The sequence below is a fragment of the Xanthobacter luteus genome (genome assembly GCF_040049235.1).
Classification (GTDB): domain Bacteria; phylum Pseudomonadota; class Alphaproteobacteria; order Rhizobiales; family Xanthobacteraceae; genus Xanthobacter.
On record NZ_JBDZDO010000005.1, the window covers coordinates 17,052 to 39,794 of the forward strand.

A 22,743-nucleotide genomic window follows, 5' to 3' on the forward strand; every position below is an offset into this window, starting at 1 on the left:
GTCACCGGCCGGTCCGCGGGAACAGGCGCGCCTCCACCCGCTCGCAGATGGCGTGGGCGGTGGAGAGGTGCACCTGCTGGATCAGCGGGGTGGAGGCGGAGGGGGCGGCGAGCACGAGGTCGCACAAGGGCCCCATGTCGCGCGGGTCCTCGCCGGTGAAGCCGATCGCCACGGCGCCGCACGCGCGCGCCATGCGCAGGCCCTCCACCACGTTGGGCGAGCGGCCCGAGGTGGAGATTCCCACCGCCACGTCGCCGGCCTTGGCGAGGCCCGCCACCTGGCGCGAGAACACCTGCTCGTAGCCGTAATCGTTGGCGATCGCGGTCAGCACCGAGCTGTCCACCGTCAGCGCCAGCGCCGGCAGCGGGGCGCGGTCGTAGCGGAAGCGCGAGAGCAGCTCGCCGGCGATGTGCTGGGCGTCGCCGGCGCTGCCGCCATTGCCGAACAGCAGCACCTTGCCCCCGGCGCCGAGGCATTTCACCCACGCCTCGGTCACCGCGGCGGCGGCGGCGAGGAAGGCCGGCGCGGCAAGCGCCGCCTCCAGCGCCGCGCGGGACTGGTCGAGATAGTCGGCGATCGCCTTCTGGTCGCTGGTCTTCATGGTGTCCGGTCGGCGGTGCGGCGCAAGGGCGCCGCGGCCGCATGTCGTTTCTGGCAGCGGTTTAGCAGGGAAGGGCGCGGGCGCCAAACGATCTTCCTTCCCGCGATACCGTTAACCGCCGGAGCCGCTTGTCTTTTTGGGCCAGGAGGCCGCGCGCGCACTGTTATACTAAACCCTTGCTCCATTTGAGGCCGTCATGCCCCGGCTGGTCCGGGGCCGCCCCGGGGCCGCGCGCGCCGCGCCTCGGGAACCGGCGGCCGCCCGCCCGCAGGGCGGATCCCCGGACACGCCGGGGACGGACGGCGCACACGGGCGTCGGGAGTCCAGCTGCGTCCTTTGCCGCCTAGACGCCCTCGTCCGCGAGGCGGCTCAGGTACGCGCCGTAGGTGGACTTGGCGAATGCCTTCGCCTGGGCGCGCAATTGCGCCTCGTCGATGAAGCCGGCGCGGAACGCCACCTCCTCGGGGGCGGAGACCCGCAGGCCCTGGCGCTTCTCGATGATCTGCACGAACTGCGCGGCCTCGACGAGCGAATCCGGGGTGCCGGTGTCGAGCCAGGCAAAGCCGCGCCCCATCATGGAGACGTGCAGCTGGCCGCGCTCCAGATAGGCCTTGTTCACGTCGGTGATCTCGATCTCGCCCCGCGGCGAGGGCTCCAGGCCGGCGGCGATCTCCACCACCTGGTTGTCGTAGAAATAGAGCCCGGTCACCGCGAGGTTGGACTTCGGCTTCGCCGGCTTCTCCTCGAGCGAGAGCACGCGGCCGCTCTTGTCCATCTCCACCACGCCGTAGCGCTCGGGATCGGTGACCGGATAGCCGAACACGGTGGCGCCCGCGGTGCGGCGGGCGGCCTCCTGCATCAGCTCCGGCAGGCCGTGGCCGAAGAACAGGTTGTCGCCCAGCACCAGGGCCACCTGGTCGTCGCCGACGAAGTTCCGGCCGACGATGAAGGCGTCGGCGAGCCCGCGCGGATGCTCCTGCACCGCATAGGTGAGCGCGATGCCGAACTGCGAGCCGTCCTTCAGCAGCGCCTTGAACAGCGCCGCGTCGTGGGGCGTGGTGATGATCAAGATGTCCCGGATGCCCGCCATCATCAGCGTGCAGAGCGGATAATAGATCATCGGCTTGTCGTAGACCGGCAGCAATTGCTTGGACACGACGAGGGTGATCGGGTGGAGCCTGGTGCCGGAACCTCCGGCGAGGATGATGCCCTTCACTTTGCCTCCGCGCTGCCGGTCCCGGCCGCCTGGCCGAGGAGCTGGTCCACCACTTCGTCCACCCGCTGCGGCCATGGCGCCGCCTTGACGCCGAAGGTGCGCTCGAACAAGGCGCTCGACAGCTCCGAATTCCTGGGCCGCCGGGCCGGGGTCGGGTATTCGGCGGTGGAGATGGGCGCCACCTCGGGCTTGCGCCCGGTATGCCGGGCGGCGGCGGCGACGATGGCACCGGCGAAGCCGTGCCAGGTGGTCGCGCCGGCGCCGGCGAAATGGTAGGTGCCGAACCGCGCCTCGCCCCGGGCCGCCGCCTCCGCCGCCGTCAGCAGCGCCTCGGCGAGGTCGCGCGTCGCCGTCGGGCAGCCGCGCTGGTCCGCCACCACGGTCAGGCGGTCGCGCTCGCCGGCGAGGCGCAGCATGGTCTTGAGGAAATTGTTGCCGTACGGGCCATAGACCCAGGAGGTGCGCACGATGATGTGGCGCTCGGTGGCGGCCCGCACCGCCGCCTCGCCCGCCGCCTTGGTGCGCCCGTAGACGCCGAGCGGCGCCACCGGGTCGGCCTCCACATAGGCGCCCGGCTTGGTGCCGTCGAACACATAGTCGGTGGAGACGTGGACCAGCGGCGTGCGGTAGCGCCCGCAGCGCTCGGCCATGTGGCCGGGGGCGAAGGCGTTGGCGCGGGCGGCGAGCGCCGGCTCGCTCTCGGCCTTGTCCACGCCGGTATAAGCGGCGGCGTTGATCACCGCGCCGGGGCGGTGGGCCTCGAGCGCGCGGGCCACCGCCACCGGGTCGCACACGTCGAGCGCGGCGTGGTCGAGGGCCACCAGCTCGGTCCCGCGCGCCTGGGCGCGGTCGCAGATCTCGCGGCCGAGCTGGCCGCCGGCGCCGAACAGCAGGATGCGCGTCACGATGCGAGGCCCAGGCGCTGGCCCTGGTAGCGGGCGCGCAGCGGCTCCCACCAGTCGCGGTTGGCGAGATACCAGTCCACCGTCGCCTCGAGCCCGCTCTCGAAGCTGTGGCGCGGCGTCCAGCCGAGTTCGCGCGCGAGCTTGGAGAAGTCGATGGCGTAGCGCGCATCGTGGCCGGGACGGTCGGTGACGAAGCGGATCAGGCTCTCGCGCGGGCCGATCCGCGGGTCCGGCACGCGCCGGTCGAGCACGCCGCAGATGGCGCGCACCACGTCGATGTTGCGCCGCTCAGCTGCCCCGCCGACGTTGTAGCTCTCGCCCGGCCGGCCCTTGGTGGCGATCAGCACCAGCGCCTCGGCGTGGTCCTCCACGAACAGCCAGTCCCGCACGTTCTCGCCGGTGCCGTAGACCGGCAGCGGCGTGCCTTCGAGCGCGTTGAGGATGACGAGGGGGATGAGCTTCTCGGGGAAGTGGAAGGGCCCGTAATTGTTCGAGCAGTTCGACATCACCGCCGGCAGGCCATAGGTGTGGAACCAGGCCCGCACCAGATGGTCGGAGGCCGCCTTGGAGGCCGAATAGGGGGAATTGGGCTGATAGGGCGTGTCCTCGCGGAACAGGCCCTCGGGCCCGAGGCTGCCGAACACCTCGTCGGTGGAGATGTGGTGGAAGCGGAAGCCTGCGCGCTCGCCCTCCGGCAGCGCGCGGAAGTGGCGCAGCGCCTCCTGCAGCAACGTGTAGGTGCCGACCACGTTGGTATTGATGAACTCGCCCGGCCCGTCGATGGAGCGGTCCACATGGCTCTCGGCGGCGAGGTGCATCACCAGTTCGGGCCGGAAGGAGGCGAAGGCGGACCTGACCGCGCCGGCATCGCAGATGTCGGCCTTCAGGAAGGCGTGGCGCTCGTGCTCCATGACGCTCGCCAGGGTGCCGAGATTGCCCGCATAGGTGAGCTTGTCGAAGGTGAGCACCTGGTGCCCGAGCCCCATGAGGCGCCGCACCACCGCCGAGCCGATGAAGCCCGCGCCCCCCGTCACCAATACGCGCATGCCATCCGTCCGCCGTTACCGCCGCTCCGCCCGATGGGCGAAGGGGCTGTCGAAATCCTTGAAGCGCGGCAGCACCAGGTCCTTGCCGGACAGCACCGCCGCCTCCGCCGCGACCCCCCAGTCGATGGCGAGGTCGGGGTCGTTCCAGATGATCCCGCGCTCGCTCGCCGTGTCGTAGAGCCCGTCCACCTTATAGGCGACCCGGGTTCCTGGAGCGAGTGTGACGAAGCCGTGGGCAAACCCCTGCGGGATGAACAGCTGCTCGCCGCCCTCGGCGGTCAGTCTCGCCCCGGTCCACCGGCCAAAGGTGGGCGAGCCCTTGCGCACGTCAACGGCGACGTCGAACACCGCGCCGTCCAGCACCCGCACCAGCTTCGCCTGGGCGAAGGGGGGCGCCTGCAAATGCAGGCCGCGGATGGTGCCGGGAGTTTCGGAGAGGCTCTCATTGTCCTGCACGAAATCGGCGACGATGCCGCCGGCGGCGTAGCGCGGCTTGACGTAGGTCTCGCAGAAATAGCCGCGCCGATCGCCAAAGCGGCGCGGCGTCGCGAGGATCACCTCGGGGAGGGCGAGCGGGGTGAAGGTGGTCATGGCGAAGAGGCTCTTTGTCGAGCAAGCGGATGCCGGCGGCTCCGCGCTTCTAGAGCCGGCGCCGCCCGGAGGAAAGAGACCATTGCTGGCGGAAGCGGTTGAGGCGCGGCAAAGGTGGGGGAAGAAGTCGCCTTCGGCGGACGTCCTGCGCTGGGCCCCGGCTCGGCCTCTGCTTCGCTGCGGTCGGCTGGGGCACGCGGCAGCCGAAGGCGTCCGCGAGAGGGGCGCGGACACATGCCCATTCTCCGCACAGCGCCGGCGCAGCCGGCGCTGTGTTCCCCGGCCAAGCGCCGGCGCAGCCGGAGCGCAGAGCCAGGGTCCAGCGGGAAGCTCCGGCGCAGCCGGCAATCCCGCCTGTTCCGTCGTCGCCCGATTTTCGCGGCGCCGGCCGAGCCGCGGCCCTAGGCCGCGTCGGTCTCCACCGGCTTGCCGCTTGAGGCCCATTCGGTCCAGGAGCCGTCATAGAGCGCGAGCGGGCGCTTGCCGATGCGCTCCAAGGCGAGCCACAGGATCGCCGCCGAGACGCCGGAGCCGCAGGTGGTGATCACCGGGCGCGACAAATCGAGCCCGCTCTGCGCCACCGCCGCGCGGATGGTCTCGGCGTCGGCGAGCCGGCCGTCAGCTACCACCTCCGAATGGGGCAGATTGAGGCTGCCCGGCATGTGGCCGGAGGGCAGGCCGGCGCGCGGCTCGGGCGCGGTGCCGGCGAACCGCTCCTTGGAGCGGGCGTCCAGCAGCTGGGCGCTGCCGGAGGCGAGGGCGCGCTCCACCTGCGGCAGGCCGGCCACCACCGAATGGTCGAGGCGGGCGGTGAAATGCGCGGGCGCGCGGGTGGCGGCGCCAGCTTCGATCTCGCGCGCCTCGGCCAGCCACTTGGGCAGGCCGCCGTCGAGCAGCATCACGTCCGAGGCGCCGAAGGCCTTGAAGGTCCACCACACGCGCGGCGCCGAGAGCAGACCGAGGGCGTCGTAGACGACGATGCGCAGCCCGTCGCCGATGCCGAGCGCGCTCACCTCGTGGGCGAAGGCGTGCGGGTCCGGCAGCATGTGCGGCAGGGGACTGGAATGGTCGGAAATGCCGTCGAGGTCGAAGAACACCGCGCCGGGAATGTGCCGCTCCAGGAATTCCGCCCGCCCGTCGCGCCCGGTGGGGGCAAGGTGCCAGGAGGCGTCCACCACCACGAGGTCGGGCGCGCCGAGGTTCGCGGCGAGCCATTCGGTGGAGACGAAGGGGCTGGGGGCGGCAGGCATCCTGAGGGTCCTCCTGTTCTTGTTCTGGGGGCCTCAGACGAGCACGTTCGGCACCTTGCCATTGCGCTCGAGCCACCCGGGCACGGGCAGGTTCTTGCCACGAAGGAAGTCGGGATTGAAGAGCTTCGACTGATAGCGCGTGCCGTAGTCGCAGAGAATGGTCACGATGGTGTGCCCCGGCCCCATTTCCTTGGCGAGGCGGATGGCGCCGGCCACGTTCACCCCCGAGGAGCCGCCGAGGCACAGCCCCTCGTGCTCCAGGAGGTCGAACACGATGGGCAGCGCCTCCTCGTCCGGGATCTGGAACGCGGTGTCGATGGGCGCGCCCTCGAGATTGGCGGTGATGCGCCCCTGGCCGATGCCCTCGGTGATGGACGAGCCCTCGGAATGCAGCTTGCCGGTGGTGTAATAGGAGTAGAGCGCCGCCCCCATGGGATCGGCGCAGGCGACGCGGATGTCCTTGTTGCGGTCCTTCAGCGCCATGGCGACGCCGGCCAGCGTGCCGCCGGTGCCGACCGCGCAGGTGAAGCCGTCCACCTTGCCGGCGGTGTCATCCCAGATCTCCGGGCCGGTGGTGTCGATGTGCGCCTGCCGGTTCGCCACGTTGTCGAACTGGTTCGCCCACACCGCCCCGTTGGGCTCGCTCTTCGCCAGCGCCTCGGCGAGGCGGCCGGAGACCTTCACGTAATTGTTGGGGTTGGAATAGGGCACGGCCGGCACCTCCACCAGCGTGGCGCCGGCGAGCCGCAGCATGTCCTTCTTCTCCTGGGACTGGGTCTCGGGGATGACGATCACGGTGCGGAAGCCGAGCGGCGCCGCCACCAGCGCGAGGCCGATGCCGGTGTTGCCGGCGGTGCCCTCGACGATCACGCCGCCGGGCTGGAGCGCGCCGCGGGCCATCGCGTCCTGGATGATGCCGAGCGCGGCGCGGTCCTTGACCGACTGGCCGGGATTGAGGAACTCGGCCTTGCCGAGGATCTCGCACCCGGTCGCCTCGGAGGCGCGCTTCAGGCGGATGAGGGGGGTGTGGCCGATGGCATCCAGAATTCCGTCGCGGAGGGTCATGATGAATCCTTCAAGCAAATATCCGACGTAAATTAGGCAATCTCCCACATTCCATCAACTGAATATGGCGATGAATAATAATACTTTATTTTCTAGTGGATTGAAGAGCCCGCAGCGCCCGCTCCCGTGCCGCCCCGTGCTCCACGATCGGCTTGGGATAGGTGGCGCCGAGCCGGACGCCCGCCGCGGCGAGGGTGGCGGCGTCGGCGGTCCACGGACGGTGGATGAACGGCGCGGGAAGTGCGCGAATCTCAGGGACGAAGGCGCGGACATAGGCCCCCAAGGGATCGAACTTCTCGCCCTGGAGCACCGGGTTGAAGATGCGGAAATAGGGGGCGGCGTCGAGCCCGCTGCCCGCCACCCACTGCCAGTTGGCGGGATTATTAGCCGGGTCAGCGTCCACCAGCGTGTCCCAGAACCAGGTCTCGCCGGCGCGCCAATCCATCAGCAAGTGCTTGGAAAGAAAGGAGGCGACCACCATCCGGACGCGGTTGTGCATCCATCCGGTCTGCCACAGCTGGCGCATGCCGGCATCGACGATGGGATAGCCGGTGCGCCCGCGCTTCCAGGCCTTCAGCTCGCCGGGGGCCTCGCGCCAGGGGAATTCATCGAACCCGGACTGGATGTTGCTTCGCGCGATATCTGCTTGTTCTGCCAGCAGATGATGGGAGAATTCGCGCCAATACAGCTCCGCCTCGAACTTCGCCGCATCGCGCGCCGGAACGGCGCCGTCCGCCGCCGCATGGCGGATTGCAAACATCAGCTGGCGCGGCGAAATCTCGCCGAACCGCAGATGCGGGGAGAGGCGCGAGACGTGAGCGAGGTCGGGCCGGTCGCGCCCCTCCGCATAGCCATCAAGTCCTTGCGCGATAAAGGCGTTGAGGCGCTCCTGCGCGGCCCGCTCGCCGGGCGTCCAGGCCGCCCGCAGGCCGCCGGCCCAGTCGGGCGCGGACGGCTCCAGCGCCCATTCGTCGAGCGCCTCGCTCGCCACCGAAATGGCGAGGCCGCGCAGGTGCTTGGGGGCCGGTAAAGGCGGGGAGATCGGCCGTTTCAGGGCGGCGCGGTGGAAGGCGGAGAAGGTGCGCGGCATCCGCCCGGCCGCGCTCGCCACCGTGCCCGGCGGATGGAGAAGGTGCGCCTGTTCGCGCGCCACTTCCCGCGCTTCGCTTTTCAGGCGCTCGGCCACCGCGCGGTCGACCCTGGCCTCCGCCGCCCCGGCCCGCCCGTTGAAGGCGATGAGCCCGGCCCCGATCTGGGATGCCACCTCGCCCACCACCCGCGCCGCCGGCCCGCGCCGCAGGATCAGCGGCACCCCCTGGCGCGCAAGCTCGGCCCCGAGCGCGCGCAGGGAACCGGCGAGCCACCAGCGCGCCGCCCCGCCGAGCGGGCGGATGCCGGGGCTGTCCTCGTCGAGGACGAACAGGGCGGCGAGCGGCCGCTCCCCCCGCGCCGCATACGTGAGGGCGGGGTTGTCGGCGAGCCGCAGGTCGTCGCGCAGCCAGAGCAAAGCAGGGGTGTCGGACGGCATCTCGGCATGTCCTTACGCGGCCGCGGCCCGAACGGTTCAGGGCGCGCATCGCCGCCGCCCCCTTTTGGCCCGCCGCTCCGCTGCAGTGCACAAGATTAGACATGCAGCACCAGAGACATAGCGCGTTTTGCCGCGGCTGTTAACGCGCCGGCCTACTGGGCGGCTTCGGCTTCCGTCAGGTTGTCGAGCCCCTGGATGATGTGATGGGCCAGCGCGTCGGCGATCGGCGAGGGCTCGTGCCGGCTGCGCAGCAGCCCGATCTCACACGGCGGCAAGGACGGGTAGCCGTCGCCGGTGCCGAGCACCCGCATGCCCGGCCGCAGCGCCGATTCCGGGAACACGGATACGGCCAGGCCCGCGAGGACGGCGGCGGAGACCGCGCCGCTGTTGGGGCTGGTGTAGAGCACCCGGTGGCTGCGCCCGGCGCCGGACAGGCGCGCGATCGCGAGCGCGCGCCATTCGCAGGTCGGCCGCCCCAGCGCCAGCGGCACCGGCGTCTCCCGGTGCACCGCATGGCGCGCCGAGGACACCCACATGAGCCGCTCGCGGCGGATCACCTGGGCGTTGCGGGCGCTGGTCTCGGTGTTGGTGATGATGGCGATGTCGATGGTGCCGGCGATCACCCGCGGCGCGAGATCGCTCGACGGCTCGCAGATCACGGTCAGCTCCACCGACGGGTGGGTGCGCGAGAAGCGGGCCATGATGTCGGGCAGATACCGGTCGGCATAGTCGTCCGGCACGCCCAGACAGACGCGGCCAGAGAGGGCGGTGTCGGTGAAGCTCGAGACCGCTTCGAGATTCAGCTTCACGATGCGCCGGGCATAGTCGAGCAGCCGCTCGCCGTCCTCGGTCAGGCGCGAGGCCCGCCCGTCGCGCGAGAAGATGGGCCGGCCGACCCGCTCCTCCAGGCGCTTCATCTGCATGGAGACCGCCGACTGGGTCTTGTGCACAACCTCCGCCGCCCGGGTGAAGCTGCCGGTCTCCGCGATCGCAACGAAGGTGCGCAGCTGGTCCGGATCGAGGAGGACGCTCATGATCTGCTCCCGGCCAACCCTTGGGCTGTCACATGGCTCCCCGCCCCGCCACGCTTGGCGCAGCGGGCCCGCGCCGCCCGGGTCAATTCATCACGACTAATGATAGGTGAGATGAAAAACATTCGCTAGCGTGATTCATTGGTGCGGAGCAATAACACCGTCAGCAAGAGCGTGGGCGTGAAATCGGGTGGCTTTGAAGGCCGCGACCGACCGAGAAGGAGGGTCGGCGCCGGCACGCGTCGATGGAGATGAAAATGAGTGTCCATGGTGAAACCCGCAGCTCCGCCGTCGCCCCCGTGGGCGAACTGGTGGCCGCCATCGTGCTCGCCGTCGCGCGTGCGTTCGGTGCCGGCGTGACGGCGGTGGGCGGCATCGGCCGCGCCATGGAGCGCCGCCATGCCCTCAACGAGCTCGCCGGGCTCGACGACCACATGCTGTCCGACATCGGGCTGACGCGCGCCGACCTGCGGGACGCAACGGCGGGCCCGCTCCTGTCCGACCCGACCCGCATTCTGGCCCTGCGCGCGAGCGAGCGCCGCACCGCGGCCCGGCTTTCGCGCGCCGCCCGCTGAGGCGGCGCGCCACACGAACCGGCGGGCACGCCCCTCGGCACCGCCGCGCCTCGGCCCGCGCCAACCGCAACTGGCGCGGGCCGTTTTTATGTCCACATGTCGCTCCGGACGCCGGGAATGCTCGCGGAGGGCACCGCGGTTCTACCGGACGCCGTCAGAACGACTGGTAACGGAATCCGGGTCGAGGCGGCTCGCGCGGGTGCGGGCGGCGCGCGGCAGATGCCCGTAGCCGGCCGTCGGCCGGGCCGGCTAGGGACCGGGCCGGAGCGCTATTTGTCGGAGCTGCCCGGGTCCTTGGGCTTGGCGCCGGGCGGCGGCTCGCTCGCGGCCTCGCGCTTACCGCCCGGGCCGTCGATCTGGCGCGGCTTGCCGCCAGGCGCCGGCTCGGCCGACGAAGACGGCGTCATCATCTCCAACCAGTAATCGGGGAAGGCATAGCGCGGGGGCTCCTCGTCCACGCCGGGGAAGCGCGGGGGAAAGCCCTGGGCGAACATCTGCGCGAAATAGTCCTGGAACGGCAGGGAGGTGCCAGCAGCGGCCGCGGGCCGGGCGGCGCTGGGGGCGGGCGACCCCACCTGGGCCATGGTGCTCGCCATGGCGTTCACCACCTCCTGCCAGGCATTGCCGGCGCTGCGCGCCGGGGCAGCCGAGGGGGCGTATTGCATCATGGAGCGGGCGAACGCGTCGGCCCAGGGATTGCCGGTGGAGGGCATGCGCGGCTCCGGCGCCGCGAAGGCAAGGAATGCGTCGATCCATGGATTGCCGGTGCTCGGCGGCGCGGCGCGCGGCGGCTCCGCCCCCGGCATGCGGCTCAGCATCGCGGCGAGCATCTGCTGCAGCGCGCCCGACGCGGCGAGCGAGCGCGAGAGCCCGCCCACCATGAGCGCCGCGTAGGACGGCATCATCTGCCGCACCACGGCGACGCCGAGGCCGGTGGAGGCCGCGACCTGATTCGCCACGGCGCGGCTCACCTCGCCCGATCCGAACACCGCCTCGAGCGCGGTCTGGCCGGCGCGCGAGAGCTCGGACGGCGCGGCCGGCTGCACATAGAGCGCGCCGTAAGGCCCGTTCGCCATCAGCGACATGAGAAAGCCCATCGCCTCGGGCGACTGGGTCGCATGGCGGAAGCCCTCCGCGAACGCGGGAATCATGGCCTCGGCGGCGGACTGCGCCTGCTGGAGCGACAGCCCGTAGGCCCGCGCGAGCGCCTCCATGCCCTTGCCGCCCTGGGCCGAACTCAACATCCGGAGAAACTCGTCCATGGCGGCCTCCGTCGGAGCGGGTTCTTCTCGAAAGCCGCACCGCCACGGTGCCCTCGCTCCGACCCATCTCGGCACCCCGGGCATCGGCTCCGGCGCGGGCGGACTCACCCGCCGCATCAACCTTATGCCATGCTTCCGCCGAAATCACGAATGGATCGCAGCCGCTTCCGCTCACGTCTGCGCGGCTCGCGTCCCTGGGCGCCGCGCCGGCTCAGCCCGAGAATTCGGTCTCGTGGGTGAGGATGTCCTGCGCCTCCGGGTTGATCGGGCGCGCCGGCTTCTCGGGCGCGGTGAGCGGCTCGGGCTCCACCTTGCGCTTGGTCCACATGTCGTCGGTCGCGAAGATGCCTTCCTCCAGCTGCCGCTCGAGGCGGCGGCGGTCGCGCATCCGCACGTCGGCGACCCGCGCGGCGGCGGAGTTGGTGGCGAAGCCCAGCGCCTCCAGGGTGCGCCCGCCGAAGGCGAGGGCCGATTCGAGGGTCTCGCGGATCTCGAAGTCGACGCCCTTGCGCAGCAGGTCCATCGAATGCACCCGGTCGAAGGCGCGCACGAACAGCCGCGCGTTGGGAATCGAGGAGCCGACGATGTCGACGATGCGGTTGGCGTCCTCCTTGTCGTCGACGCACACGCAGATCACCTCCACCTGCTCCGCGCCGGCTGCGCGCAGCACGTCGAGCCGGGTGCCGTCGCCATAATAGATGTGCACGCCGAAGCGGCCGGCGGACTGGATCATCTCCACGTCGTTGTCGATGATGGTGACGCTCACCCCTTCCGCCAGCAGGCACTGGGCGACGATCTGCCCGAAGCGGCCGAAGCCGATCACCAGCACCGAGCCGTCGGCCTCGGCGAAGTCGTCGGGCTCGGGCTCGGGCGCCGAGGTGCGCCGCGCAATGCCCGGCGCGAGACGGCCCACGAGGGCGAACAGCAGCGGGCCGACGATCATGGTCAGCGCGGCGAGCGCGATCAGCAGGTCGGCCTGCGGACCCTTGAGGATGCCGGTGGCGAGCGCGAGCGGGAACAGCACGAAGGCGAACTCGCCCGCCGGCGTGAGCGCCACCGCGGCCAGCAGCGATTCCGCCGGGGCGATGTCGTCCTGGCGGAACACGCCGTAGACCACCACGCTCTTGATGCCGACCACGGCGAGGGTGGCGATCAGGAGCGCGACCACGTGCTCGCCCACCACCACGAGGTTCAAGGACATGCCGACGCTCATGAAGAAGAGCGCGAGCAGGAGGCCGCGGAAGCCGTCGAGATTGGCTTCGATCTCGTGCCGGAAGGTGCTCTCCGAGAGCAGCAGGCCGGCGAGGAAGGCGCCGAGCGCCATGGACATTCCGGCGAGCTGCATCAGCCCGGCCGCGCCCAGCACCACGAGCAGCGCCGCCGCCGTCATGGCCTCGCGCGCGCCGGAGCGGGCGAGCACGCGGAAGATCGGATTGAGCAGGAACCGGCCGGAGACGACGATGACGGCGATGGCCGCCGCCGCGCCCAGCGCCTGAAGCACGGTGGCGGTGGGATCCGTCGCCTGTTCGGCGGAGCCGGGCGCGAGCAGCGGCACGAGCGCCAGCAGCGGCACCACCGCCATGTCCTGGAACAGCAGGATGGAGAAGGTGCGCTGTCCGTAGGGCGCGCCGAGGTCGCCGCGCTCGCCCAGCAGCTGGAGCGCGATGGCGGTGCCGGAGATGGAAAGGGCGACGCCGCTCACCACGGCGGCGGCGAAGCCGAAGCCGAGGCCGAAGGCAGCCAGCAGCGCGAACAGGAGCGTGGTCACCACCAGCTGCGCCGCCCCGAGGCCGAAGATATAGCGGCTCATGGACAGGATGTGGGAGGGCTTCAGCTCGATGCCGATGAGAAACAGCAGCATCACCACGCCGAGCTCGGCGACGGTGGAGACAACCGAGGGATTGGCGACGTTGAAGCCCACCGGACCGATGGCGATTCCGACCAGCAGATAGCCGACCACGGGCGAGAAGCCGAGCCGCTTGGCGACCGGCACGGAGATCACCGCCGCGCAGAGAAAGGCGAGCGCAGCGATGAACAGCTCGTGGTCTTCCCCATGCATCCCGGCCATCCCTCCACTGCGCGCCGACCCCGGACCTTTTGGTCAGTGAGCATGTCCAAACCATGCCCGTCCTGCGGCCGAGCCAAGGCTTGCTGTCCGATCCGGACGACCGTTGCCGCATCGCCCCGTGCCGCCATCGCCGGCGATGCCCCCCGGGGGACATCGGGAGCCGGAACGGCGGGCGAACCGGCGAGCGCGCCGTCCGGCGCGCCCGGCTCACTTCAGCTCGTCGAACCCGCCGGCGAAGCCGTTGAGGGAGAGCGGCACGCCGATTCCCTCCTCGGGGGTCTGGAAGATGATGAAGATCGCCTGCTTGCCGGTCCGCAGGCGATTGACGAGGGCGTCGTCCATCACCACCTCGGCGACGCAGCCGTTCGGCAGGCAGCGCACGAAGCCGGCGCGGCCCACGTCCTGGTCGTCGACCTTGAGGCCGAGGCCCGCGGGCAGCAGCACGCCGAGCGGCGCCAGCACGCGCAGCAGCCGGCTCTTCTGGTCGGCGGTGCGCAGGACGATCACGGTCAGCCCCACATTGGGGCGGTCGTCGGCGAACACCGACTGGAGCAGCACGCACTGCTCGCCCTGCGCGCCGGGGGGCGTGTCGCAGCGAATCTGCCAGTCGCCATGCACCGACTTCACCACGCCCTGCGCCGCAACCGGCCGCGGCGCCGCCGCGAGCGCCAGCAGGATCGTGCCGACGAGCAGGCGGAGCACGCCGACGCGATTTCCGCTGCGCGCCATGGCGCGATGGTCCGGGAAGACGCGGGGGCGGGCGTGGAACGTCAGGACCATCGTGTGCTCCGGCTGGGACCCGGCTGAAGCCGGTCGGGTCTGCCTTACCTGAATTTTGTGAACCAATGCCTTAATGCGCTAGCCTTCCTGTCAACAATGGGGCAGCGGCGGGTCGCCGACGTCTGCGGCACGCCCGCGGCCCAAGGTTCGACATCGCCCGCGGGCTGCGCGGTATTTTGTCTCTTCCTAGGTATTTAGGTAGGACATGAAGGTTGCGTCGGGGCACTTCTCAACTCGCGAAAACACATATACATCAATACGTTGATCGGGGAGATGGGGAAGCGCCGGGAGCGGCGCCGGAGGGCCTTGGGCATTTTGCCCAATTGGGCGCCATCCGCGCGATTGCAAGGCGCGACCAATTGTGTTTGATGAATTCTAGGGAGCGTGGCGGCCGTGATCCGGCGCGCGCCCGCAGAGGCAAAAAAGACCGGAAGATTCACCGGAAAGACTCGGCGTCGTTCCGCCGACCAAGGAGTTTCCTGGACCATGATGTCGCTCGTTCGCGCCGCTGGACTTTTCATCGGCAGCCTTCTCGCGGCGGTGGTCGCGTCCGGCGCGGCCTACGCCCAGATGGGCCAGCCGGCCGACTGGCAGATCAACCTCCAGGACGCGGCCACGCCGGTCATGAAGGACATCCACGACTTCAACACCATGCTGCTCATCATCATCACGTCGATCGTGCTGCTGGTGCTGGTGCTGCTGGTGGTGGTGATCCTGCGCTTCAACGAGCGCGCCAATCCGGTGCCCTCCAAGACCAGCCACAACACGCTGATCGAGGTTGCCTGGACGGTGCTCCCGGTGATGGTCCTGGTGGTTATCGCGGTGCCGTCGTTCCGGCTGCTGCACCTGCAGCTGAACGTTCCGCAGGCCGACCTCACGGTGAAGGTCACGGGCCATCAGTGGTACTGGTCCTACGAATATCCGGACAATGGCGGCTTCGGCTTCGATTCGTACATGGTGGCCACCAAGGACCTGAAGCCCGGCCAGCCGCGGCTGCTCACCGTCGACAACGAGGTGGTGGTCCCGGTGAACAAGAATGTGCGCGTGCAGGTGACCGCCGCCGACGTGATCCACTCCTTCGCCGTGCCGTCCTTCGGCATCAAGATCGACGCCTTGCCGGGCCGTCTCAACGAGACCTGGTTCCGCGCCGCCCGCGAGGGCGTCTATCACGGCCAGTGCTCGGAGCTGTGCGGCCGCGACCACGCCTTCATGCCGATCGCGGTGCGCGTGGTGAGCGAGAAGGACTTCGAGGCCTGGATCGCCCAGGCCAAGGCCAAGTTCGCCTCCGTCCCGGACGCGAACGGCCTGCTCACCGTCGCCTCGACGCGGTGAGCTCGGGGCCGCTCCGGGTCCTCCCGGGCGGCATTCGATGAGGAACCGCCGGGCCTCAGCGGCCCGGCTCCGGTAAGAGCATATGCAGGGCCGGACCGCCGAGCGGCCGCGCCGGGCAACCGAGGATCAAGGGCATGGCGAGCTACGGCAGCGGGACCCAGGCGGCTTCCCACGACGCACACGACGATCACATCCCCACGGGGTGGAGGCGCTGGGTCTTCTCCACCAACCACAAGGACATCGGCGTGATGTACCTGCTCTTCGCCATCGTGGCGGGGATCGTGGGCGGCGCGCTCTCCATCGGCATCCGCATGGAGCTGCAGGAGCCGGGGATGCAGATCTTCTCCGATCCGCAGACCTTCAACGTGTTCACCACCGGCCACGGCCTCATCATGATCTTCTTCATGGTGATGCCCGCGCTCATCGGCGGCTACGGCAACTACTTCGCGCCGCTGATGATCGGCGCGCCGGACACCGCCTTCCCGCGCATCAACAACATCGCCTTCTGGCTGCTGCCCCCGTCCTTCCTCCTGGCGCTCGCCTCGCTGTTCGTGGAAGGCGCGCCGGGCTCGAACGGCTTCGGCGGCGGCTGGACCATCTACCCGCCGCTCTCGTCCAAGCTCGGCCATCCCGGCCCGGCCATGGACCTTCTGATCTTCTCGCTGCACATCGCCGGCGCCTCCTCGCTGCTCGGCGCCATCAACCTCATCACCACCATCTTCAACATGCGCGCCCCGGGCATGACGCTGCACAAGATGCCGCTGTTCGCCTGGTCGCAGCTGATCACCGGCTTCCTGCTGCTGCTGTCGCTGCCGGTCCTCGCCGGCGCCATCACCATGCTGCTCACCGACCGCAACTTCGGCACCACCTTCTTCGACCCGGCCGGCGGCGGCGACCCGATCCTGTTCCAGCATCTGTTCTGGTTCTTCGGCCATCCCGAGGTGTACATCCTGATCCTGCCCGGCTTCGGGCTGATCTCCCACATCGTCTCCACCTTCTCGCGCAAGCCGGTGTTCGGCTATCTCGGCATGGCCTACGCCATGGTCGCCATCGGCGTGGTGGGCTTCGTGGTGTGGGCGCACCACATGTACACGGTCGGCCTGTCCTCCGGCACGCAGTCCTACTTCGTCGCCGCCACGATGATCATCGCCGTGCCCACGGGGGTGAAGATCTTCTCCTGGATCGCCACCATGTGGGGCGGCTCGATCCAGTTCCGCACCCCCATGCTGTGGGCGATCGGCTTCATCTTCCTGTTCACGGTGGGCGGCGTCACCGGCGTGGTGCTGTCGAATGCCGGCATCGACCGCTCGCTGCACGACACCTATTACGTGGTGGCGCACTTCCACTACGTGCTGTCGCTCGGCGCCGTGTTCGCCATCTTCGCGGGCTGGTACTATTGGTTCCCGAAGATGTTCGGCTACATGATCCCCGAATTCTGGGGCAAGCTGCACTTCTGGGTCACCTTCATCGGCGTGAACCTGGTGTTCTTCCCGCAGCATTTCCTCGGCCTCGCCGGCATGCCGCGCCGCTATGCGGACTATCCGGACGCCTATGCCCACTGGAACTTCATCTCCTCCATCGGCTCGTACATTTCGGGCGTGGCGGTGCTGATCTTCCTCACCGGCACCGCGCTTGCCTTCATCCGCAAGGAGAAGGCCGCCGCGAACCCGTGGGGCGAGGGGGCGACCACCCTCGAGTGGACGCTGCCGTCGCCGCCGCCCTACCACCAGTTCGAGGTGCTGCCGCGCATCAAGTGAGCGCGGCGGCGGCCGGCCCTCGGAGGTTCGCCTTCCGGTGCGCGGCCGGGACCGGCCCAGGGGCGGAACGCTTGCTTCGGCTCCCGGCCCAAGCCGGGGTCCAAGCCGGCCGCTGGCCGCTGAGAAAGACCCACCGCAGGGGCTGAATCTGCGGGTGATCGAGGGCCATGTCACCCCGAAGCACGGCGCCAGAGCATCGGCGCCAGGGGAAACGGGGCGGTTTCGGATCTGCTCCGGGTCGAGGGTAACGAATGATGAGTGACGTGAGCGTGAGCCTTTCCAAGACCGACGCCGCGGCCTGCCGGCCGCAGGCGGGGGAGGGGCTCGCCGGGCCGGCCGACTTCGTGGAGCTGCTGAAGCCGCGGGTGATGTCGCTCGTCATCTTCACCGCGCTGGTGGGTCTCGTGCGCGCGCCGGGGGACATGCATCCCGTGCTCGCCTTCACCGCGCTGCTGTGCATCGCCGTGGGCGCCGGCGCCTCGGGCGCGCTCAACATGTGGTGGGACCGGGACATCGACGCCGTCATGACGCGCACCGCCCGCCGGCCCATCCCCTCGGGCCGGGTGTCGGCGGAGGAGACGCTGGCCTTCGGCCTCACCCTCTCGGCCTTCTCGGTGGTGGTGCTCGGGCTGCTGGTGAACGCGCTCGCTGGGGCGCTGCTCGCCTTCACCATCTTCTTCTACGTAGTGATCTACACCGTGTGGCTGAAGCGCTCGACGCCGCAGAACATCGTCATTGGCGGCGCCGCCGGCGCCTTCCCGCCGCTGGTCGGCTGGGCCGCCGCCACCGGCTCCGTGAGCCTTGAGCCGGTGCTGCTCTTCTCCATCATCTTCTTCTGGACGCCGCCCCATTTCTGGGCGCTCGCCCTCTACCGGGCGGACGATTATGCCCGCGCGGGCGTGCCCATGCTGCCGGTGAGCGCGGGTCCCGACGAGACGCGTCGCCAGATCCTGCTCTACACGCTGGTCCTGGTGCCGCTCGCCATCAGCCCGGCCGTGCTCGGCTTCGCCGGCGCGGTCTATGGCGGCGTGGCGACGCTGCTCGGCGCGGTCCTGGTCCATCTCGCCTTGCGCGTCTATCGCCGCCGGGAGGGCGCCGCGGCGGTGGCGGCCGCGAAGGCGCTATTCGGCTTCTCGATCCTCTATCTGTTCCTGCTGTTTGCGACGCTGCTGGGCGAGGCGCTGGTGGGACGGCTGCTGCCCGGCCTCACGGGCCTCGGCGCAGCATGAACGGGGACAAGGCTCCGCTTCCCCCCAAGGACGAGAAGGGGGAGGACGAGCAGGGTGTGGTTTTGACGCCGGAGCAGGTCCGGCGGCGGCGGGCGCGCAACATCGCGATCGCCTCCGTCCTCGGGTTCCTGGCGATCCTGTTCTATGTGGTGACGATCGTGAAGCTCGGCCCCAACGTGCTCAACCGCCCGCTCTGACGGGGAGCGAGGGGACGGGGCATCGGGCGGAGATCCGAGGGGAGGCAATCGAAGAAGGTGGACCGCGGGCGGGGCACGGGCTGGAAGGAAGACGCGAAGGTGAAGCTCAAGAAGGACCAGACCACGGGCGGTGGACCGGTGCGGGGGCTCGATGGCCGCCACCGGCTGATCGCGGTCGCCTGCCTCGCCTTCATCGCCGCCATGGTCGGCGTCACCTACGCCTCGGTGCCGCTCTATGCCATGTTCTGTTCGCTGACCGGCTTCGGCGGCGCGACCCGGGTGGCCAGCGGCGAACCGGCGCCGACGCCCATCGACCGTACGGTGGAGATCCGCTTCGACGCCAATGTGGCGCCGGGCCTGTCCTGGGCCTTCCGCCCGGTCCAGCGCAGCATGAGGGTCAAGATCGGCGAGACCTCGCTCGCCCATTACGAGGCCGAGAACCACACCGGCGTCGAGACCCGCGGCAATGCCACCTACAACGTCACGCCGGCCCAGGCGGGCGCCTATTTCGTCAAGCTCCAGTGCTTCTGCTTCGAGGAGCAGCGGCTGTCGGCCGGCGAGCGGCTCGACATGCCGGTGGTGTTCTATCTGGACCCGTCGATCGTCGACGATCCGGACCTCAAGGGCCTGAAGACCATCACGCTGTCCTACACCTTCTTCCCCTCCAAGGCGCCGGCGAAGCCGGGAGCGCGCGCGGAGGGCCCAAGCACGGGCCGGGACGGCAAGCCCCTCTAGGGCACGCGCCGATCCGCTTGCCTCGCACGCGGATCGGCGCATGTGTTCGGCGGTGGGGTGAGAGGGCGACAGAGAGATCCGCCGCGCGAGCGGCAGCGTCAACTGGGACCGGGCCGGAAGGCGGGTTCCGCTGAGATCGGGGAAGGGAGGCCGCCATGGCCGAGGCACACGTCAAGCAGCATGACTACCATGTGGTGGACCCGAGCCCGTGGCCCATCATCGGCTCGGTCTCCGCCCTCGTCGCGACCGCCGGCGCCGTCGTCTGGATGCATGGCGGCACCAGCCTGATCTCGATCGCCGGCATCCTCGGCATCCTCTACACCATGTTCGGCTGGTGGCGGGACGTGATCCGCGAGAGCCGCGCCGGCTTCCATACCCCCGTGGTGGTCATCGGCCTGCGCTACGGCGTGATCTTGTTCATCGCCTCGGAGGTGATGTTCTTCGTCGCGTGGTTCTGGGCGTTCTTCGACGCCTCTTTGTTCGCCGGCGAGGCGATCAACTTCCAACGCATGGAGTTCACCGGCGGCCAGTGGCCGCCCAAGGGCATCGAGGCCTTCGACCCCTGGCACCTGCCGCTGCTCAACACCCTGATCCTGCTCACCTCCGGCACCACCGTGACCTGGGCGCACCACGCCATCGTCCATGGCGATCGGGACGGCCTGAAGTACGGCCTGTGGTGCACCGTGGGCCTCGGCTTCATCTTCTCCCTGTGCCAGGCGTTCGAGTATTCCCACGCCCATTTCGGCTTCTCGGGCAACATCTACGGCGCCACCTTCTTCATGGCGACCGGCTTCCACGGCTTCCACGTGATCGTCGGCACCATCTTCCTCGCCGTGTGCCTGCTGCGCGCTTATGTGGGCGACTTCACGCCCAAGAAGCACTTCGGCTTCGAGGCCGCCGCCTGGTACTGGCACTTCGTGGACGTGGTGTGGCTGTTCCTGTTCACCTTCGTCTATGTGTGGGCGTCGGCCGGCACGGCCACCCACTGATGGGCGCGCTGGCGACGGGAGCCCGGGCGCCTGGGCGCGGCGGGAGGCGGCCGTGAGCGCCGGGGAGCCCTATCGCGCCCCCGTCTCCGCGCTCGCCGCCGGGCTTGGTTGCCGCTGCCCGCGCTGCGGCAAGGGCAAGCTGTTCAAGGGCTTCTTGGACCTCGCGCCGAAGTGCGAGGTCTGCGGCCTCGATTACGCCTTCGCCGATGCGGGGGACGGGCCGGCGGTGTTCGTCATCCTCATCGCCGGCTTCGTGGTGGTGGCGCTGGCGTTCTGGGTGGAGGTCGCCTACGAGCCGCCGCTCTGGGTGCACGCGCTGTTGTGGCTGCCGCTCATCCTCGTCGTCAGCCTCGGCCTGCTGCGGCCCCTGAAGGCCCTCATGGTGGCGGTGCAGTATCGCCACAAGGCCGCCGAGGGCCGGCTCGATCGCGGAGCCGGCTCCTGAGGGCGCCGGTCGGCGCATCCCGCCGCCGGCCGCGGCCGGGACCCTGACCGCCATGCGGCGCTCGCCCCTCCTCGCCTCCCTTCTCGCCCTCGCCGCCTTCGCGGTGCTGGTCGGCCTCGGCACCTGGCAGCTCGACCGGCGCGCCTGGAAGCGCGACCTGCTCGCGACCATCACGCAGCGGGCCGCCGCGACCGCGGCGCCGCTGCCGGCCGCCGCCGACTGGCCGCGGCTCGACCGCGCGCGCGACGAATACCGCCACGTGGCCATGCGCGGCACCTACGACCATGCCCGGGAGGCGCTGGTCTACGGCGTTGCCGGCGAAGACCTCGGCGCGCTGAAGGGCGCCCCAGGCTATTTCGTCTTCACCCCGTTGATCCGGCCGGACGGCCCGCCGGTGCTGGTCAATCGCGGCTTCGTGCCGCTGGCGCGGCGCGACGCCGCGAGCCGCGCCGAGGGACAGGTGACGGGCCCGCAGGCGGTGACGGGCACCCTGCGCTTCCCCGAGGAGACGAGCGTCTTCGTCCCCGCCAACGATCCCGCGCGCGATGCCTTTTATCGCCGCGATCCGGTGGCGATCGCCGCGGCGCGCGGCCTGTCGGGCGCGCCCCCCTTTTATGTGGAGCTCGACCGGGGCGCGGCGCCGGGCGGGCTGCCGGCGAGCCCCGGCGCCAAGGTGGACCTGCCCAACCGCCATTTGGAATACGCGCTCACCTGGTACGGTCTCGCCGCCACGCTGGCGGCGGTGGTGGCCGCCGTGGCATGGTCGCGTCGGCGCGGCGGGCGCGCGCCGAAAGGCTGAGTGCGAAGGCCCCGTCCTTGCATCAGGATGAGGGACCGCTGCAAGAGAGGGTGTCATGGCGCGGACCGACGTGGTGGTTCTGGGCGCCGGCATGGTCGGCGTCAGCGTGGCGCTGCATCTGAGGGCCCATGGGCGCGCGGTGGCGCTGCTGGACCGCGGCCCGCCGGGGGAGGGGACCTCGTTCGGCAATGCCGGCGTCATCGAGGGCAGCGCGCTGCTGCCGGTGGGCTTCCCGCGCGACATTCCGGTGCTGCTGCGGCACGCGCTCAAGCTCTCCTCGGAGAGCAATTATCAGATTGCCCCGCTGCCGGGCCTCGCGCCCTGGCTGCTGCAGTATTTCCGGGCTTCCGGCGCCCGGGGACTGGAGGCGACGGCGCGCGACCTGCGCCCGCTGCTCGCCGTGGCGCGGGCCGAGCACCACGCGCTCGCCGGCCCGGCCGGCGCCATGGGGCTGCTGACCCCGACCGGCTGGGTGAAGCTCTACCGCACCGCCCGGCAATTCGCCAAGACCAAGGCCGAGCGCGACCTCGCCGATGCCCTCGGGGTTGCCTACAGCGTGCTCGACACCGAGGCCGCCACGACCCTCGAGCCGGCCCTGCGCCCGGTGTTCGAGGCTGCCATCCATTGGCACGATTGCGACAATTGCTCCGATCCCGGCGGCCTCGTGAAGGCCTATGCGGGGCTGCTGGAGCAGCGCGGCGGCCTGCTGCTCCAGGGCGATGCGCGCACGCTCCGGCGCCAAGGCGGCGGCTGGCGGGTGGAGACCGCGGCCGGTCCCGTGGACGCGGACGAGGCGGTGGTCTGCCTCGGCCCCTGGTCGCTCGACGTGCTGCGCCCGCTCGGCCTGCCGCTGCCGCTCGCCCCGAAGCGCGGCTACCACGTCCATCTCGCGCCGGAGGGCGGCATGACGCTCGGGCGGGCGCTGGTGGACGTCGCGTATGGCTATGCGCTGCAGAGCACGCGCTACGGCATCCGCCTGACCACCGGCGTCGAGTTCGCAGGGGTGGAATCGCGCCCAAGCCCGGTCCAGATCTCTCGCGACGTGCCCCGTGCGCGCGAGCTGCTGCCGCTCGGCGCGGTGCGCGAGACCGAGCCCTGGCTCGGCCGGCGGCCGGCCTTCCCGGATTCCAAGCCGGTGATCGGCCCGGCGCCGGGCATCGGCGGCCTGCACCTCGCCTTCGGCCACGGCCATTGGGGGCTGACCCTAGGTCCGGTCACCGGCCGCCTGCTGGCGGAAATGATGACCGGCGCCACCCCCTTCACCGATCCCGCGCCGTTCTCGCCCACCCGCTTCCGCTGACGGAGGTCCGGGGGGCCGGCACGCGGGCCCCCGCCTTTCGCG

22 protein-coding genes are annotated in these 22,743 nt (G+C 70.4%); 10 read left to right on the forward strand and 12 right to left on the reverse strand.

Translation table 11 applies throughout. From position 1 onward, the window contains the following. Position 1 precedes the first annotated feature (1 nt). From ABLE88_RS15450 to ABLE88_RS15490, 9 genes are all read right to left on the reverse strand, one after another. Positions 2–601 (reverse strand): SIS domain-containing protein, encoded by a 600-nt coding sequence (locus ABLE88_RS15450; RefSeq protein WP_348832587.1) that lies wholly within the window; start codon positions 599–601, stop codon positions 2–4. A gap of 343 nt (positions 602–944) precedes the next feature. Beyond that, positions 945–1,817 (reverse strand): glucose-1-phosphate thymidylyltransferase RfbA, encoded by an 873-nt coding sequence (gene rfbA, locus ABLE88_RS15455; RefSeq protein WP_348832588.1) that lies wholly within the window; start codon positions 1,815–1,817, stop codon positions 945–947. After that, positions 1,814–2,722, reverse strand: a complete 909-nt coding sequence (gene rfbD, locus ABLE88_RS15460; protein WP_348832589.1) for a dTDP-4-dehydrorhamnose reductase — start codon at positions 2,720–2,722, stop codon at positions 1,814–1,816. Before rfbD ends, rfbA begins: the two co-directional genes overlap by 4 nt. After that, complete coding sequence (rfbB, locus tag ABLE88_RS15465) at positions 2,719–3,768, reverse strand: dTDP-glucose 4,6-dehydratase (protein ID WP_348832590.1); 1,050 nt, start codon at positions 3,766–3,768, stop codon at positions 2,719–2,721. The genes rfbD and rfbB overlap by 4 nt, the downstream gene beginning before the upstream one ends. Before the next feature lie 15 nt (positions 3,769–3,783). Beyond that, positions 3,784–4,359 carry a dTDP-4-dehydrorhamnose 3,5-epimerase gene (gene rfbC, locus ABLE88_RS15470; RefSeq protein WP_348832591.1) on the reverse strand — a complete coding sequence of 192 codons (576 nt, stop codon included), beginning with the start codon at positions 4,357–4,359 and terminating at the stop codon, positions 3,784–3,786. A 401-nt stretch (positions 4,360–4,760) separates the two neighbouring features. Continuing rightward, positions 4,761–5,609 carry a 3-mercaptopyruvate sulfurtransferase gene (gene sseA, locus ABLE88_RS15475; protein WP_348832592.1) on the reverse strand — a complete coding sequence of 283 codons (849 nt, stop codon included), beginning with the start codon at positions 5,607–5,609 and terminating at the stop codon, positions 4,761–4,763. Positions 5,610–5,642: 33 nt separating this feature from the next. Beyond that, on the reverse strand, positions 5,643–6,674 hold the full coding sequence (locus tag ABLE88_RS15480) for a cysteine synthase A (protein WP_348832593.1): 1,032 nt from the start codon (positions 6,672–6,674) through the stop codon (positions 5,643–5,645). Positions 6,675–6,759: 85 nt separating this feature from the next. Beyond that, a complete protein-coding gene (locus ABLE88_RS15485) occupies positions 6,760–8,202 on the reverse strand; it encodes a cryptochrome/photolyase family protein (RefSeq protein WP_348832594.1) in 1,443 nt (480 codons plus the stop codon). A 152-nt stretch (positions 8,203–8,354) separates the two neighbouring features. Continuing rightward, positions 8,355–9,236, reverse strand: coding sequence for a LysR substrate-binding domain-containing protein (locus tag ABLE88_RS15490; RefSeq protein WP_348832595.1), 882 nt, complete (start codon positions 9,234–9,236; stop codon positions 8,355–8,357). A gap of 254 nt (positions 9,237–9,490) precedes the next feature. Here ABLE88_RS15490 and ABLE88_RS15495 point away from each other — a divergent pair, with 254 nt between their 5' ends. Continuing rightward, positions 9,491–9,808, forward strand: a complete 318-nt coding sequence (locus tag ABLE88_RS15495; RefSeq protein ID WP_348832596.1) for a DUF1127 domain-containing protein — start codon at positions 9,491–9,493, stop codon at positions 9,806–9,808. A 269-nt stretch (positions 9,809–10,077) separates the two neighbouring features. Here ABLE88_RS15495 and ABLE88_RS15500 read toward each other — a convergent pair whose 3' ends face one another. The 3 genes from ABLE88_RS15500 to ABLE88_RS15510 all read right to left on the reverse strand — a co-directional run bounded on the left by ABLE88_RS15500 (position 10,078) and on the right by ABLE88_RS15510 (position 13,918). Further along, on the reverse strand, positions 10,078–11,070 hold the full coding sequence (locus tag ABLE88_RS15500; protein ID WP_348832597.1) for a DUF937 domain-containing protein: 993 nt from the start codon (positions 11,068–11,070) through the stop codon (positions 10,078–10,080). Positions 11,071–11,281: 211 nt separating this feature from the next. Then, on the reverse strand, positions 11,282–13,129 hold the full coding sequence (locus ABLE88_RS15505) for a monovalent cation:proton antiporter-2 (CPA2) family protein (RefSeq protein WP_348832598.1): 1,848 nt from the start codon (positions 13,127–13,129) through the stop codon (positions 11,282–11,284). Between the two features lie 216 nt (positions 13,130–13,345). Next, complete coding sequence (locus ABLE88_RS15510) at positions 13,346–13,918, reverse strand: invasion associated locus B family protein (protein WP_348832599.1); 573 nt, start codon at positions 13,916–13,918, stop codon at positions 13,346–13,348. A gap of 486 nt (positions 13,919–14,404) precedes the next feature. Between ABLE88_RS15510 and coxB the strand changes: the two genes are divergently transcribed. From coxB to ABLE88_RS15555, 9 genes are all read left to right on the forward strand, one after another. Further along, positions 14,405–15,250 carry a cytochrome c oxidase subunit II gene (gene coxB / locus ABLE88_RS15515; RefSeq protein WP_348832600.1) on the forward strand — a complete coding sequence of 282 codons (846 nt, stop codon included), beginning with the start codon at positions 14,405–14,407 and terminating at the stop codon, positions 15,248–15,250. Between the two features lie 134 nt (positions 15,251–15,384). Then, positions 15,385–17,007 (forward strand): cytochrome c oxidase subunit I, encoded by a 1,623-nt coding sequence (ctaD, locus tag ABLE88_RS15520; RefSeq protein WP_348832601.1) that lies wholly within the window; start codon positions 15,385–15,387, stop codon positions 17,005–17,007. Positions 17,008–17,261: 254 nt separating this feature from the next. Next, on the forward strand, positions 17,262–18,236 hold the full coding sequence (locus tag ABLE88_RS15525) for a heme o synthase (RefSeq protein ID WP_348832602.1): 975 nt from the start codon (positions 17,262–17,264) through the stop codon (positions 18,234–18,236). Further along, positions 18,233–18,433, forward strand: a complete 201-nt coding sequence (locus ABLE88_RS15530; protein ID WP_348832603.1) for a cytochrome c oxidase system small membrane protein — start codon at positions 18,233–18,235, stop codon at positions 18,431–18,433. The genes ABLE88_RS15525 and ABLE88_RS15530 overlap by 4 nt, the downstream gene beginning before the upstream one ends. Positions 18,434–18,571: 138 nt before the next feature. After that, positions 18,572–19,168: a cytochrome c oxidase assembly protein gene (locus tag ABLE88_RS15535; RefSeq protein WP_510182911.1), complete on the forward strand. Its 597-nt coding sequence runs from the start codon at positions 18,572–18,574 to the stop codon at positions 19,166–19,168. A 155-nt stretch (positions 19,169–19,323) separates the two neighbouring features. Next, positions 19,324–20,157, forward strand: a complete 834-nt coding sequence (locus tag ABLE88_RS15540) for a cytochrome c oxidase subunit 3 (protein ID WP_348832605.1) — start codon at positions 19,324–19,326, stop codon at positions 20,155–20,157. A gap of 52 nt (positions 20,158–20,209) precedes the next feature. Beyond that, a complete protein-coding gene (locus ABLE88_RS15545; protein WP_348832606.1) occupies positions 20,210–20,602 on the forward strand; it encodes a DUF983 domain-containing protein in 393 nt (130 codons plus the stop codon). A 52-nt stretch (positions 20,603–20,654) separates the two neighbouring features. After that, positions 20,655–21,401 carry an SURF1 family protein gene (locus ABLE88_RS15550; RefSeq protein ID WP_348832607.1) on the forward strand — a complete coding sequence of 249 codons (747 nt, stop codon included), beginning with the start codon at positions 20,655–20,657 and terminating at the stop codon, positions 21,399–21,401. Between the two features lie 55 nt (positions 21,402–21,456). Further along, positions 21,457–22,701, forward strand: coding sequence for an NAD(P)/FAD-dependent oxidoreductase (locus tag ABLE88_RS15555; RefSeq protein WP_348832608.1), 1,245 nt, complete (start codon positions 21,457–21,459; stop codon positions 22,699–22,701). Positions 22,702–22,743: the final 42 nt, after the last annotated feature.

Coding starts and splice junctions, on each gene's coding strand:
- ABLE88_RS15495 (WP_348832596.1), top strand. CDS start 9,491: ATGAGTGTCCATGGTGAAACCCGCAGCTCCGCCGTCGCCCCCGTGGGC.
- ABLE88_RS15555 (WP_348832608.1), top strand. CDS start 21,457: ATGGCGCGGACCGACGTGGTGGTTCTGGGCGCCGGCATGGTCGGCGTC.
- ABLE88_RS15540 (WP_348832605.1), top strand. CDS start 19,324: ATGGCCGAGGCACACGTCAAGCAGCATGACTACCATGTGGTGGACCCG.
- rfbC (WP_348832591.1), bottom strand. CDS start 4,359: ATGACCACCTTCACCCCGCTCGCCCTCCCCGAGGTGATCCTCGCGACG.
- ABLE88_RS15510 (WP_348832599.1), bottom strand. CDS start 13,918: ATGGTCCTGACGTTCCACGCCCGCCCCCGCGTCTTCCCGGACCATCGC.
- ABLE88_RS15550 (WP_348832607.1), top strand. CDS start 20,655: ATGCGGCGCTCGCCCCTCCTCGCCTCCCTTCTCGCCCTCGCCGCCTTC.
- sseA (WP_348832592.1), bottom strand. CDS start 5,609: ATGCCTGCCGCCCCCAGCCCCTTCGTCTCCACCGAATGGCTCGCCGCG.
- ABLE88_RS15500 (WP_348832597.1), bottom strand. CDS start 11,070: ATGGACGAGTTTCTCCGGATGTTGAGTTCGGCCCAGGGCGGCAAGGGC.
- ABLE88_RS15485 (WP_348832594.1), bottom strand. CDS start 8,202: ATGCCGTCCGACACCCCTGCTTTGCTCTGGCTGCGCGACGACCTGCGG.
- ABLE88_RS15450 (WP_348832587.1), bottom strand. CDS start 601: ATGAAGACCAGCGACCAGAAGGCGATCGCCGACTATCTCGACCAGTCC.
- ABLE88_RS15525 (WP_348832602.1), top strand. CDS start 17,262: ATGAGTGACGTGAGCGTGAGCCTTTCCAAGACCGACGCCGCGGCCTGC.
- ctaD (WP_348832601.1), top strand. CDS start 15,385: ATGGCGAGCTACGGCAGCGGGACCCAGGCGGCTTCCCACGACGCACAC.
- ABLE88_RS15530 (WP_348832603.1), top strand. CDS start 18,233: ATGAACGGGGACAAGGCTCCGCTTCCCCCCAAGGACGAGAAGGGGGAG.
- coxB (WP_348832600.1), top strand. CDS start 14,405: ATGATGTCGCTCGTTCGCGCCGCTGGACTTTTCATCGGCAGCCTTCTC.
- rfbB (WP_348832590.1), bottom strand. CDS start 3,768: ATGCGCGTATTGGTGACGGGGGGCGCGGGCTTCATCGGCTCGGCGGTG.
- ABLE88_RS15480 (WP_348832593.1), bottom strand. CDS start 6,674: ATGACCCTCCGCGACGGAATTCTGGATGCCATCGGCCACACCCCCCTC.
- ABLE88_RS15490 (WP_348832595.1), bottom strand. CDS start 9,236: ATGAGCGTCCTCCTCGATCCGGACCAGCTGCGCACCTTCGTTGCGATC.
- ABLE88_RS15505 (WP_348832598.1), bottom strand. CDS start 13,129: ATGCATGGGGAAGACCACGAGCTGTTCATCGCTGCGCTCGCCTTTCTC.